Consider the following 13,363-nt stretch of genomic DNA (forward strand, 5'->3'; position numbering starts at 1 on the left):
CGCATCACGCCTCCCCTCCCCGCCAGAACAGCAAGGACATCACGACATGACCATCACCCAGGATCAGGCCGACTGGTTCGCCCAGACGTTCGGGCAGATCGCCGACAACGTCGAGCGTGCCCTGCTGGGCAAGCGTCATGTCGTCGAGCTGGTCCTCACCGCGATGCTCAGCGACGGCCACGTGCTGCTCGAGGACGTTCCGGGAACCGGCAAGACCTCGCTGGCTCGCGCCATGGGCCAATCGGTGCAGGGCGTCAACACGCGCATCCAGTTCACGCCCGACCTGCTCCCCAGCGACATCACGGGATTGAGCGTGTACGACCAGAAGGAGGGCGTGTTCGAGTTCCACGCCGGCCCGATCTTCGCCAACATCGTGCTGGCCGACGAGATCAACCGCGCGAGTCCCAAGACGCAGTCGGCCCTCCTCGAGGTCATGGAGGAGGGGCGCGTCACGATCGACGGCGTCTCACGTCAGGTGGGCGTGCCGTTCCTCGTGCTCGCCACGCAGAACCCGGTGGAGCAGGCAGGCACCTACCGCCTGCCCGAGGCGCAGCTCGACCGCTTCATGATGCGCGCGTCGCTCGGCTATCCCGATCACGCCGCGACCGTCCGCATCCTCGACGGCGCGGCCGTCGCGACGGCCGACCTGTCGCCGATCATCACGCCGCAGGCCCTCGTGGGCATGGCCGATCTCGCCACGCAGGTGTACGTCGACGCACTGGTGCTGGACTACATCGCCCGGCTCGTTGACGCCACGCGAGCGGCCGACGAAGTGCGGCTGGGCGTCAGCATCCGCGGGGCCCTCGCGCTGTCGAAGGCCACGCGCACGCGCGCGGCGTCGCAGGGCCGCACCTACGCGACGCCCGACGACGTGAAGGCTCTCGCCGTGCCCGTGCTCTCGCACCGCCTGATCCTGCACCCCGAGGCCGAGTTCGACGGCGTCACCCAGGAGACCGTGGTCGGGCAGGTGCTGCTGGACGTCGCACCCCCCGCCCGCCGCGAAGCCGCCGTCTGATCCGAGACCGCATGAGCCTCACCGAGTCGCGTCTGACACGCACGGTCCAATCCACGGGGATGACCGGGCGCACGCACGCGACCGCCACGAGCGTCGCGTCGCCCCGCGCACGCGCCCTCGTGCGGGCCGCGGTGTGGTGGACGAGCGCGTCGCGCGCGACCGGTGCGGCGATCGCGACTGCGGCGACCTGGGCCTCGCGCACGGTCCGCCCGGCGGGCACGCTCGTCGCCGTCGCGGCGACCGCGGGCCTCGTGCTCGGCCTCGTGTTCGGCTGGGTGGAGTGGATGGTCGCGGGCGCGGCATCCGTCGTCCTCCTCGTCACGGCGGTGCCGTTCCTGTTCGGGGCCCGTGCGTACGATGTCGACCTCACACTCACGCACGAGCGGGTCGTCGCGGGTGACGGCGTGACGGGCGAGATCGTGGTGCGCAACGACGGGCACCGGATCGCACTGCCAGGCCGCATCGACATCCCGGTCGGCGCCGGCCTGGTGGAGTTCGGCGTCCCGCTGCTGCGGCCGGGGCACACCGTCGCGCAGCCCCTCGACATCCCGGGGCTGCGACGCGGCGTCGTCACCGTCGGCCCCGCGACGACCGTCCGCAGCGATCCGATCGGGCTGCTGCGGCGCGAGCACGCGTTCGAGGACGTGCACGAGGTCTACGTGCACCCGCGCACCACGATGCTGCCCTCCACCAGCGCCGGGCTGATCCGCGACCTCGAAGGCAGTCCGACGCGCCGGCTCGTCGACGCCGACATGTCGTTCCACGCGATCCGCGAGTACGCCCCCGGCGACTCGCGGCGCCAGATCCACTGGCGGTCGACGGCCAAGACCGGCAAGCTCATGGTGCGCCAGTACGAGGAGTCGCGCCGTTCGAGCATGGCGGTCGTGCTCGCCGCCTCCGAGGCGGAGTACGCAGACGCGGACGAGTTCGAGCTCGCCGTGTCGTGCGCCGCGTCGCTCGGTCTGCGCGCCGTGCACGATGCGCGTGACGTGACGATCGTGACCGGCTCCGAGATCCCCCGCGTCGTGCGCGGCCGGCTGCGCGCGATCCGGCGCGTGCCCGCCGCCGCCCCGCGCCCGATGCTCGACGGCTTCAGCTCGGTCGAGCTGCTCGAGAACACGATGCCGGTGGGCGAGGTCTGCCGCCTCACCGCCGAATCCGGCGAGCGGCTCTCCATCGCCTTCGTCGTGGTGGGTTCGCGCGTGACCCTCACGCGCCTGCAGCAGGCGGCCCTGGCGTTCCCCGGCGACACCGCGGTGATCGGCGTCATCTGCGACGAGAGCGCGCACCCGCGCATGCAGACGCTGTCGGGCCTGTCGGTGCTCACCGTCGGAACCCTGGACGATCTCGCGGGCCTGCTGCTGAGAGGGGCGACCTCGTGAGCGCCCTGACGCCTCCGGCCGTATCGCCGCGTGTGCGGCCGCCCCGCTTCGTCCCCCGTGTCGCGGCCGGCGCCGTGTTCGCGGCGGTCATCGTGGCGATCGCTGCCGTCGCCGCATGGCCGATCTACCGCTCGACGAGCCAGCTCGTGCTCGTCGCCGTCGGCGCGGGCGTCGCCGCGCTCATCGCGTCGGCCGCATGGCGGTGGCGGTGGAACGGCTGGATCGTCGCCGGGGCGCTGGCGGTCTCGGTGCTGCTGCTGGGCATTCCGCTCGCGGTGCCGTCGCGCCTGGGTGCGCCCGACCAGCTGATGCGTGGCCTCGGCGAGCTCGCGAGCGGCCTCGTGCTGGGCTGGAAGGACCTCGTGACGGTCGAGCTGCCGGTCGGCTCGTACCGCAACCTTCTCGTGCCCGCGCTGGTGGTGTTCCTCGTGGGCACCTGCGTCGTTCTCCTCCTGGCGTGGCGCGAGGGCCGTGCCGCGTACGCCGCGGTGCCGGTGGCGCTGGGCATGGTGTCGTTCGGGCTGTTCTTCGGTCGCACGACGGTGAGCGCCCCGCTGCGGATCGGTCCGGTGGCGCTGTACGCCCCCGTCGAGACCGCGATCGGCGTAGCCGCACTGCTGGCGTGCCTGCTGTGGCTGGCGTGGCGCACGCACGACCAGCGGGTGCGCGCGCTGCAGCGCGCGGCGGCATCCAGCGGCGTCCGTGTCTCGCGCCGCACGTCGCCGGCCGACCGCCGCCGCACGCTGCTGGGCGCGGGACTGACGGCCGTGGCGCTCACGATCGCCGTCGTGGTCGTGCCGTTCGCCGCGCGAGGCGCGGACCGCGATGTGCTGCGCTCGGCGATCGGGCCCGACATCGACCTGTCGGCAGAGGTCAGCCCGCTCGCGCAGTACCGTGCGCTGTTCGGCGACGAGCGCGTCGGCGAGCTGCTGTTCCGCGTCGACCCGGTCGACGGCGCGGCCCTTCCCGACCGCGTGCGCCTGGCGACGCTCGACGCCTACGACGGCGAGGTGTACCGACCCGGCGGCGGAGACGGCACGGCGGATGCCGGACGCTTCGTGCGTGTGCCCTCCGCGCTCGACGCGGGTGAGGGCGAGCCGGTGGGCGCCGCGATCTCGATCGAGGCATGGGACGGGATCTGGATGCCGACAGCCGGCCGTCTGCGGACGGTCGACTTCGGCGGCCCCCGCGCCGCGACGCTGGCCGATCGGTTCTACTACAACGCCACCGCCGCCGCCGGCGTGCAGACCGCGGGGGGCGGGCTGCAGCCCGGCGACCGGTTCGTGCTGGAGGGCGTGGAGCCGGCCACCGCCGAGCTGTCGGAGCTCGAGGCGCCCGGCGGTCCGCTCGGCGGTGTCGCGACCCCCGAGAGCCTGCACACGTGGATGGACCGGCACGGCACCGGCACGGGGGGAGCACGGCTCGACGGCCTCGTCTCGCTGATGCGTGAACGCGGCTACCTCAGCCACGGCCTGGCAGCCGGCGAGGAAGATTCGCTTCCGGCGTGGGCCACGCAGCTGTCGGACTACTCGTTCCAGCCGAGCGCGTCTGGCCACTCGCTGGCGCGCGTGGAGACGATGTTCTCGCGACTGCTCGAGCGTGAGACGGATCCTCGTGCCGAGGCATCCGGCAACTTCGTCGCCGCCGTCGGTGACGACGAGCAGTTCGCCGTCGCGGCGGCGCTGATGGCGCGCGAGCTCGGATTCCCCGCGCGGGTCGTGCTCGGGGCGCGACTGGATGCGACCGATGCGGAGCTGTCGGCCTGCGACGAGGGCGCCTGCCGCGCCGGCGACCTCGCGGCGTGGACCGAAGTGCAGTCGGCGGACGGCGAGTGGGTCGCCGTCGACGTGACGCCGCAATACGACCAGTCGCCGAGCCTGGATGTGACCGAGCAGCGCGACCCCGAGAATGTCACCGAGGTGCGCCCCGACTCGGTCGAAGCGGTGGTGCCGCCCGAGCCCACGCAGGAGGATTCGGCCTCGGACCGCGCTGCCGAGGAGGAGGCCGCCGTCGATCTCGCGTGGCTGTGGCCGGTGCTGCGGATCGCCGGCGTCGTCACGCTGGTGCTCGCGCTGGCGTTCGGGCCGTTCCTGATCGTGCTCGGCGCAAAGGCGTCGCGACGGCGGTCGCGGCGGCGCGCGGCGGCTCCGGCATCCCGCATCGCCGGCGGCTGGGACGAGTACGTCGATGCCGCGGTCGACGCGGGGCGCGATGCCCCGCGCGCCCTGACGCGGAGCGAGCTCGCCGAGGCCTTCGCCTCGCCGTCCGGCGCGGCCCTCGCGACCGCGGCCGACCGCGCCGTCTTCTCAACCGCGACACTCGACGCCGCCGAGGCGGAGGAGTACTGGGCAACCGTCGACGCCGAGCGACGCGCGCTGCGACGCGAGCGCGGTTTCTGGCGCGGGGCGCTCGCGACCGTATCGTTGAGATCGTTGCTCCGTCCGCTGGCATCCGAATCGGGTGCCGGCCTGCGAATCGCCGAGAGGGGGAGACGACGGGCAGAGCCCGCGCGTCCCATGCCATGAACGCCACCGATGCCTCTGGAGTCCTCTTCGGGATGCTCCTCAGCCTCCTGCTGGTCGCCGCCCTCTACGTGTGGGTCGCTCTCGCGCTCTCCGCCGTGTTCCGCAAGTCGGGCGTCGAGCCGTGGAAGGCGTGGGTGCCGGTCCTCAACACCGTCGTGCTGCTGCAGCTCGCGGGGCTCTCACCGTGGCTGGTCGTGCTCGCGTTCGTGCCGATCGTCCAGATCGCGTTCATCGCCGTGTTCGCCCTGGCGATCTATCGCCTCAACGTCGCGTTCGGCTTCGGCATCGGGATGACGGTGCTCGGCGTGCTGCTGCTGCCCGTGTGGGCGACGATCGTCGGCTTCGGAAGCGCCCGCTGGGTCGGCAGGGAGGCGGATGCCCCGGTCGCCCACGTTTCACGGGCGGGCTCCGGCCCCCGGCGTTCGAGCGACACTCCGCCCACGCTCCCGCCGCTGCCCTCGTTCGCGCCGGCGCCGCCCAGCTCGGCGCCGCCGCCACCCGGGGCTGCCGGCTTCACTCCCGCCTCGCCCGCCGGGTTCACGCCCGCGCAACCCGCCTCGTTCTCACCGGCTTCGACGGCGCATCCGCCGGCCCCTTCTCCGACACCCGCCCCGGCCGCAGAATTCACGGCGCCTGCGGGCGGGTGGGCCCCGCCCCCGCTGCCCAGCCCTGGCAGCGCGTCCGGGCCGGACTCCGCAGCGGCATCCGCTCCGGCCTCGAGCGCCCCCGGCGAAGGCTGGGAAGGTTTCGCGGCCGATGCCGGTGATCTCAGCAGCGAGGTCACCGGCGCGATCCCGGGTGCGCCGGCTCCGGTTTCGGCCGTGCCTGCCGTGCCCGCCGTGCCGCCGATCCCCGCGATGCTGGCGTCCGACGAGGTAGGCACCTCATCGCCGCCGGCATCCTCCCCGGGCGACCCCGTCGAGGGCCTCACCCGTCCGCCGATGGTGCGCGTGCCGCGAGGCGCCCCGGTCGATCAGAACCCTGAGCCGTGGGCTCCGGCGCGATCGCCGTTGAGCGAGCCGGAGGAGGCCTTCGCCGAGAGCTCCGGCGCCGTCTCGGCCGTGGCAGGGGCGCCCGACGCGGGCGGACCTCGCTCGGCGCGCGCTTCGGTCTCGGCGCAGCACGCCAAGCCCGAGATCCCGGACGACGACGACGTGATGGACGAGACCATCATCGCCCGTCGCCGTCGCACGCACTGGTCGCTCGTGCCGCCCACCGGCAACCCGGTCGAGATCGGCTCCGAGGTCGTCATTCTCGGTCGCCGGCCCGCGCCGGACCCGGCTCACCCGGGCGCGCAGCTCATCCCGATCCAGGACGGGACCGTCTCGAAGACCCATGCGCGCCTGCAGCTGCGCGACGATCGCTGGTACGTGACCGACCTGGGCTCCACGAACGGCGTGCTGTTCGCGACGCTCATGGGCACCGAGGTCGAGGCCCCGCCCGGGGTCGAGGTCGAGGCGGGTGACCGGTTCCTGCTGGGCGACGCCGAGGTGCGCCTCATGCGGAGCGACACGTGACGGACGTGCCCGATGAGCACACGCAGCCCGCACGGCGGACGGGACACGACGAGCCCCTCGACGAAGCCACCCGTCTCTCCTCGCGTCGCAGCGTGGACCGTGAACCGGTCGACGAGTCGACGGTGCTGTCGAAGCGGCGGTCCGCGGCGATCGAGCCGGAGCCCTTCGACGACGCGACGGTGCTGACCCCTCGCCGAGCCGTAGGCCCCGACCCCGTCGACGAGTCGACGGTGCTGTCGAAGCGCCGGTCCGCTTCCACCGAGCCGATCCATCCCGAGCCCTTCGACGACGCGACGGTGCTGACCCCTCGCCGCCGCCCGGTCGATCCCGGGCCCTTGGACGACGCGACGGTGCTGACCCCGCGCCGGGCGGTCGATCCCGAGCCCATCGACGAGTCCACCGCCCTGTCGGAGCGGGGGTTCGCACCGACCGAGCCCGAGACCTTCGACGACGGCACCGTCCTGTCCGTCAAGCGCAGCAGCGCGCTGCCGACGGATGCCGCGGCCCCGCCGGCGCGCCATGTGACGGGCCCCGCCGGTCCGCGCCGGTCCGGCGAAGCTCCGGCCCCCGTCGACCCCGACGACGGCTCGACGATCGTCGTCCGCCGCGAGTCGCGCCGCCGCGCGGAGGCCGGTCCGGCCGCGCAGGCCCCGGCGGAGCCGGCCGTGAGCGAATCCGCGGCCACGCTCGTCCCCGCGCGTGCGGCCCTGGCGCCGGCCACAGACGCCGTCTACACGCCGCGCGCCGTACCGCCGAGCGCCCAGCGCGCGCCCGCCCGCGCGCAGGCCCCGAACGCCGGGATCGAGAGCCTCGGCGACCCCGCCGCCGCGCGCCGTCGCGACCGCAGGCTCGCGGTGATCGTGGTGGCGGCAGCATCAGTCGTCGCCCTTGTGGCGGTCGTCTCGCTCGTCGCCGTCCTCGTCTCCGGCTGAGCGTCCTCCGGGGATCTCGCCGCTCGTTTGCCCGGCCCGCGAAACGCACGTATCATGGATCGGGTGTGCGCTCACGCGCTCCGTCCGCCGTGCCTGGGCGCTAGCCGAGGAATGCGGGCGGATCGCTGCTCGCCCACATCTCAGGGACCGGCCTGCGAACAGGCCACCCCCACGGCATATCCACCCACGTAACGCTCGGCACCATCCTGCCGCGCCGGTGGATGAATGTGAGCCCGCCGCGTCACGAATCGCAAGATCCGGATGCAGCGGGGGAGACACGACCGCTGTCACCGTGCAGCACAACATAGGAGAGAACGTGCCAACCATTCAGCAGTTGGTTCGCAAGGGTCGCTCGCCCAAGGTCTCGAAGACCAAGGCGCCGGCGCTCAAGGCGAACCCTCAGCAGGCGGGTGTCTGCACCCGCGTGTACACGACCACGCCCAAGAAGCCGAACTCGGCGATGCGCAAGGTCGCCCGTGTCAAGCTCCGCAACGGCACCGAGGTCACCGCGTACATCCCCGGCGAGGGCCACAACCTGCAGGAGCACTCGCTGGTGCTCGTGCGCGGCGGTCGTGTGAAGGACCTCCCGGGTGTCCGCTACAAGATCGTTCGCGGCGCCCTGGACACCCAGGCCGTCAAGAACCGCAAGCAGGCCCGTAGTCGCTACGGCGCGAAGAAGGGTTGAGTTAGATGCCTCGTAAGGGACCGGCCCCCAAGCGCCCCGTCGTCAACGATCCGGTGTACGGCGCCCCCGTCGTCACCCAGCTCGTCAACAAGATCCTCGTCGACGGCAAGAAGTCGATCGCCGAGTCGATCGTCTACACCGCCCTGCGCGGCGTCGAGGCCAAGAACGGCCAGGACGCCGTCGCCACGCTCAAGAAGGCGCTCGACAACGTGCGCCCGACGCTCGAGGTCAAGAGCCGCCGCGTGGGTGGCTCGACCTACCAGGTGCCGGTCGAGGTCAAGCCTCACCGCGCCAACACGCTCGCCCTGCGCTGGCTCGTCAGCTACGCAAAGGGCCGTCGTGAGAAGACGATGACCGAGCGCCTCCAGAACGAGATCCTGGATGCCTCGAACGGCCTGGGTGCCGCGGTCAAGCGCCGCGAAGACACCCACAAGATGGCCGAGTCGAACCGCGCCTTCGCTCACTACCGCTGGTAAACCAGCAGCTCGCCGCTCCCGTGGACCCACGGGAGCGGCGGGCCCACGACATCCGTCACCACACGTAAGGACACCCCCGTGGCACAAGAAGTGCTCACCGACCTCAACAAGGTCCGCAACATCGGCATCATGGCGCACATCGATGCCGGCAAGACGACGACGACCGAGCGCATCCTCTTCTACACGGGCGTCAACCACAAGATCGGCGAGACGCACGACGGCGCCGCCACCACCGACTGGATGGAGCAGGAGCAGGAGCGCGGCATCACGATCACGTCTGCCGCCGTGACCTGCTTCTGGGACAAGAACCAGATCAACATCATCGACACCCCCGGCCACGTGGACTTCACGGTCGAGGTGGAGCGCTCGCTCCGCGTGCTCGACGGTGCGGTCGCCGTCTTCGACGGCAAGGAGGGCGTCGAGCCCCAGTCCGAGACCGTGTGGCGTCAGGCCGACAAGTACGACGTCCCCCGCATCTGCTTCGTCAACAAGATGGACAAGCTCGGCGCGGACTTCTACTTCACCGTCGACACCATCGTGAACCGCCTCAAGGCCAAGCCCCTCGTGCTGCAGCTGCCGATCGGCGCCGAGAACGACTTCGTCGGCGTCGTCGACCTCGTCGAGATGCGCGCACTGGTGTGGCCCGGCGATGCCAAGGGCGACGTGACCATGGGCGCCAAGTACGAGATCCAGGAGATCCCGGCCGACCTCGCCGACAAGGCCGCCGAGTACCGCGAGATGCTGCTCGAGACCGTCGCCGAGTCCGACGAGGTGCTCCTCGAGAAGCACTTCGGCGGCGAGGGACTCACGGTCGCCGAGATCAAGGCCGCCATCCGCAAGATGACGATCAACTCGGAGCTCTACCCGGTGCTCTGCGGCTCGGCGTTCAAGAACCGCGGCGTGCAGCCGATGCTCGACGCGGTCGTGGACTACCTCCCGTCGCCGCTGGACGTGCCCGCCATCGAGGCGCGCGACCCGAAGAACGAAGAGACGATCATCGAGCGTCACGCCGACCGCGAGGAGCCGTTCGCGGCGCTCGCGTTCAAGATCGTGACGCACCCCTTCTTCGGTCGCCTCACCTACATCCGCGTGTACTCGGGTCACCTCGACTCCGGCGCCCAGGTCGTCAACGCGACCAAGGGCAAGAAGGAGCGCATCGGGAAGATCTTCCAGATGCACGCCAACAAGGAGATGCCGGTCGACTCGGTCACCGCCGGTCACATCTACGCCGTGATCGGCCTCAAGGACACCACCACCGGTGACACGCTGTCCGACAGCGCCAACCAGGTCGTCCTCGAGTCGATGACGTTCCCCGAGCCGGTCATCGAGGTCGCCATCGAGCCCAAGACCAAGGCCGACCAGGAGAAGCTGGGTCTCGCGATCCAGAAGCTCGCCGAAGAGGACCCGACGTTCCGCGTCGAGCAGAACTCCGAGACGGGCCAGACGGTCATCAAGGGCATGGGCGAGCTTCACCTCGACATCCTCGTGGACCGCATGAAGCGCGAGTTCAAGGTCGAGGCCAACGTCGGAAAGCCCCAGGTGGCCTACCGCGAGACGATCCGCAAGAGCGTCGAGAAGCACGACTACACGCACAAGAAGCAGACCGGTGGATCGGGTCAGTTCGCAAAGATCCAGTTCACGATCGAGCCTCTCGAGGTCACGGCCGACAAGACGTACGAGTTCGAGAACAAGGTCACCGGTGGCCGCATCCCGCGCGAGTACATCAGCCCGACCGACCAGGGCTTCCAGGACGCCATGAACGTCGGCGTGCTCGCCGGCTACCCCATGGTGGGCGTGAAGGCGATCCTCCTGGACGGCGCGTCGCACGACGTCGACTCGTCCGAGATGGCGTTCAAGATCGCCGGCTCGATGGGCTTCAAGGAGGCCGTCCGCCGCGCGAACCCGGTCATCCTCGAGCCGATCATGGCCGTCGAGGTGCGTACGCCCGAGGAGTACATGGGCGACGTCATCGGCGACCTGAACTCGCGTCGTGGCCAGATCCAGTCGATGGAGGACGCCGCCGGCGTCAAGGTGGTCCGTGCCAACGTGCCGCTGTCCGAGATGTTCGGCTACATCGGCGACCTGCGTTCGAAGACCTCGGGCCGTGCCGTCTACTCCATGGAGTTCGACAGCTACGCCGAGGTCCCGCGCAACGTCATGGACGAGATCGTCCAGAAGACCAAGGGCGAGTAGCCCTGACCTCCGGGAGCCTTGCGAGACGAGGCATCCCGGAGCACAACTTCACACAGAACCAACAGAAACCTCTCTACTAAGCTAGAGAAATCCCCGTAGAGAACCGGCGCACACCAGCGTCCGGAAATCTCTACACGAACGTCCTGAGGAGGACCCAGTGGCTAAGGCCAAGTTCGAGCGCACCAAGCCGCACGTGAACATCGGAACGATCGGTCACGTCGACCACGGCAAGACCACGCTCACCGCCGCGATCTCGAAGGTGCTCGCCGACAAGTACCCGTCGGCCACCAACGTGCAGCGCGACTTCGCGTCGATCGACTCCGCTCCCGAGGAGCGCCAGCGCGGCATCACGATCAACATCTCGCACGTCGAGTACGAGACCCCGAAGCGTCACTACGCCCACGTCGACGCCCCCGGTCACGCCGACTACATCAAGAACATGATCACCGGTGCTGCCCAGATGGACGGCGCGATCCTGGTCGTCGCGGCCACTGATGGCCCGATGGCGCAGACCCGTGAGCACGTTCTGCTCGCCAAGCAGGTCGGCGTTCCCTACCTGCTCGTCGCGCTGAACAAGGCCGACATGGTCGACGACGAGGAGATCCTGGAGCTCGTCGAGCTCGAGGTCCGCGAGCTGCTGTCGTCGCAGGACTTCGACGGCGACAACGCTCCCGTCATCCGCGTCTCGGGCCTGAAGGCCCTCGAGGGCGACGAGAAGTGGACGCAGTCCGTTCTCGAGCTCATGGAGGCCGTCGACGAGTCCATCCCCGACCCGGTGCGTGACAAGGACAAGCCGTTCCTCATGCCCATCGAGGACGTCTTCACCATCACCGGCCGTGGCACGGTCGTCACGGGTCGCGCCGAGCGTGGCACGCTGGCCATCAACTCCGAGGTCGAGATCGTGGGTCTGCGCCCGACGCAGAAGACGATCGTCACCGGTATCGAGATGTTCCACAAGCAGCTCGACGAGGCATGGGCCGGCGAGAACTGTGGTCTGCTCCTTCGCGGCACCAAGCGTGACGACGTCGAGCGCGGCCAGGTCGTCGTGAAGCCCGGTTCGGTCACGCCGCACACCAACTTCGAGGGCACGGCGTACATCCTGTCCAAGGAGGAGGGCGGCCGTCACAACCCGTTCTTCACGAACTACCGTCCGCAGTTCTACTTCCGCACCACCGACGTCACCGGCGTCATCACGCTGCCTGACGGCACCGAGATGGTCATGCCCGGCGACACCACCGACATGACGGTCGAGCTCATCCAGCCGATCGCCATGGAGGAGGGCCTCGGCTACGCGATCCGTGAGGGTGGCCGCACCGTCGGCGCCGGCACGGTCACGAAGATCCTGAAGTAACTTCGGATTCTCTTCGCTGGGTGCCCACGGCATCCACCACCGACAGGGGTCGGGCCTTCGGGCCCGGCCCCTTTCGCGTCCCCGGGGGCGACGGGTATGAGGCCGCGTCCGAGCGGGTCCGATCCGGACCCGATTCTCCCGTTTGGCACCTCACCGCGCGCGGTGGAGCCCCTGCGCGACGGAGCGCATGATCAGGTCCTGCACCTCGTGCCAGCGGTGGACGACCTGCGCGTAGCCGACGCGGATGACGTGGTAGCCCATGAGTGCGAGCTCTGCGTCATGCGCGATGTCCGCCTCGCGCTGGGCGCCGACATGGTGACCGCCATCCACTTGCAGAACGAGGCGATCGGCGATGAGCACGTCGACGCGGTGCCCGCCGATCCAGATCTGACGGCGCAGTGGCAGGCCGAGCCATCGCAGACGCGGTACGACCAGCGTCTCCAGTCCCGAGTCGGAGAAGATCCCGGCATCCTCCAGCAACCGGCGTGCGGCCGGCGGCAACGAGTATCGTGCCATCGCGTGCGGGTCGGCCCGCCCACTGCGGAAGGCGGACTCCCAGACGACGAGTGCCTCTTCGTAGGGGAGGCAGATGGCGACGAGCACGAGGGTGTTCTCGATCGAGTCGACGAGGAGATGCGGATGCCGCGGCACGATCGGCCGTGCCCAGTGCACGCGTGCCGCCGCCATGCTCGCCCTCCCGGAGTGCGGTCGCGCCGCCACGTGCGCCCCCTCGGGCACCCGCAGGACGAAGATGCCCAGACGCCTGGCCTGTGTGACGCAGGTGAGCACTACTCCGCGATGGGCTGCAGCGACGAGCAGGGGGTCCGCCGAAGGGAGTGCGACCCATCCGTTCCTCACGCGCCGCAGCACGCCGTGGGCGAGTGCCCGCTCGAGCGTCCGACGCGAGTGTCCGGCGTCGCGCACTGCTGACACGGGCGCGACGCCGTCGTGCGAGGCGATCGTCGACAGCAGCGCATCCTGAGCGGACCGGATACCTCGTTCGACGGCAGGACTCGGACTCACGACAGCCACTGTCGCTCACCGGCGGAGGCCGCGGTCGTCGACGGCGGGTGACTGTGGACGGGCCACACTTCAGGCTGCCTGGGGAGGAGCCGGCTCCTCCCGGTCGGCTGCGCACGTTCGGAGGAGATGTGGCGAAGTGGAGCGGGATATCGCCCGCGACGGCCTCCGTTCCCGCGCCAATCCTCCGGTTCTGCCCGCCTCGGGCGGGCGAAGCCGAGAAGGTGGAGGGGTGTTGTCGTCGCCTCGCCGGCGACAGAATGGCGG

Annotated in this window: 10 protein-coding genes; 9 read left to right on the forward strand and 1 reads right to left on the reverse strand. The window is 70.5% G+C overall.

The window, feature by feature from the left end; translation table 11 throughout:
• Positions 1-46 precede the first annotated feature (46 nt).
• The 9 genes from ACLKM7_RS16550 to tuf all read left to right on the forward strand — a co-directional run bounded on the left by ACLKM7_RS16550 (position 47) and on the right by tuf (position 12,076).
• Positions 47-1,015, forward strand: a complete 969-nt coding sequence (locus ACLKM7_RS16550) for an AAA family ATPase (RefSeq protein WP_436448281.1) — start codon at positions 47-49, stop codon at positions 1,013-1,015.
• Positions 1,016-1,026: 11 nt separating this feature from the next.
• On the forward strand, positions 1,027-2,397 hold the full coding sequence (locus ACLKM7_RS16555) for a DUF58 domain-containing protein (protein WP_436448283.1): 1,371 nt from the start codon (positions 1,027-1,029) through the stop codon (positions 2,395-2,397).
• Complete coding sequence (locus tag ACLKM7_RS16560; protein WP_436448285.1) at positions 2,394-4,922, forward strand: transglutaminaseTgpA domain-containing protein; 2,529 nt, start codon at positions 2,394-2,396, stop codon at positions 4,920-4,922. Before ACLKM7_RS16555 ends, ACLKM7_RS16560 begins: the two co-directional genes overlap by 4 nt.
• Entirely contained in the window at positions 4,919-6,439 is a 1,521-nt protein-coding gene (locus ACLKM7_RS16565) for a DUF5684 domain-containing protein (protein WP_436448287.1), read from the forward strand. The genes ACLKM7_RS16560 and ACLKM7_RS16565 overlap by 4 nt, the downstream gene beginning before the upstream one ends.
• Positions 6,436-7,371: a hypothetical protein gene (locus ACLKM7_RS16570; RefSeq protein WP_436448289.1), complete on the forward strand. Its 936-nt coding sequence runs from the start codon at positions 6,436-6,438 to the stop codon at positions 7,369-7,371. Before ACLKM7_RS16565 ends, ACLKM7_RS16570 begins: the two co-directional genes overlap by 4 nt.
• Positions 7,372-7,687: 316 nt before the next feature.
• Positions 7,688-8,056, forward strand: coding sequence for a 30S ribosomal protein S12 (rpsL, locus tag ACLKM7_RS16575; protein WP_018171438.1), 369 nt, complete (start codon positions 7,688-7,690; stop codon positions 8,054-8,056).
• Positions 8,057-8,061: 5 nt separating this feature from the next.
• Positions 8,062-8,532, forward strand: a complete 471-nt coding sequence (gene rpsG, locus ACLKM7_RS16580; protein WP_019181739.1) for a 30S ribosomal protein S7 — start codon at positions 8,062-8,064, stop codon at positions 8,530-8,532.
• Between the two features lie 78 nt (positions 8,533-8,610).
• On the forward strand, positions 8,611-10,725 hold the full coding sequence (gene fusA / locus ACLKM7_RS16585; RefSeq protein WP_436448292.1) for an elongation factor G: 2,115 nt from the start codon (positions 8,611-8,613) through the stop codon (positions 10,723-10,725).
• Positions 10,726-10,882: 157 nt separating this feature from the next.
• On the forward strand, positions 10,883-12,076 hold the full coding sequence (gene tuf / locus ACLKM7_RS16590) for an elongation factor Tu (RefSeq protein WP_168912880.1): 1,194 nt from the start codon (positions 10,883-10,885) through the stop codon (positions 12,074-12,076).
• Between the two features lie 150 nt (positions 12,077-12,226).
• Here the strand turns inward: tuf and ACLKM7_RS16595 are convergent, their stop codons facing one another.
• Positions 12,227-13,099, reverse strand: coding sequence for an endonuclease domain-containing protein (locus ACLKM7_RS16595; RefSeq protein ID WP_436448295.1), 873 nt, complete (start codon positions 13,097-13,099; stop codon positions 12,227-12,229).
• Positions 13,100-13,363 lie beyond the last annotated feature (264 nt).

Origin of the sequence: Microbacterium sp. I2 (genome assembly GCF_051364985.1) — a bacterium.
Classification (GTDB): domain Bacteria; phylum Actinomycetota; class Actinomycetes; order Actinomycetales; family Microbacteriaceae; genus Microbacterium.

Bases quoted from the DNA above. Each gene is read 5' to 3' on its own strand.
- ACLKM7_RS16550 (WP_436448281.1), top strand. From the start codon at position 47: ATGACCATCACCCAGGATCAGGCCGACTGGTTCGCCCAGACGTTCGGG.
- ACLKM7_RS16555 (WP_436448283.1), top strand. From the start codon at position 1,027: ATGAGCCTCACCGAGTCGCGTCTGACACGCACGGTCCAATCCACGGGG.
- ACLKM7_RS16565 (WP_436448287.1), top strand. From the start codon at position 4,919: ATGAACGCCACCGATGCCTCTGGAGTCCTCTTCGGGATGCTCCTCAGC.
- rpsG (WP_019181739.1), top strand. From the start codon at position 8,062: ATGCCTCGTAAGGGACCGGCCCCCAAGCGCCCCGTCGTCAACGATCCG.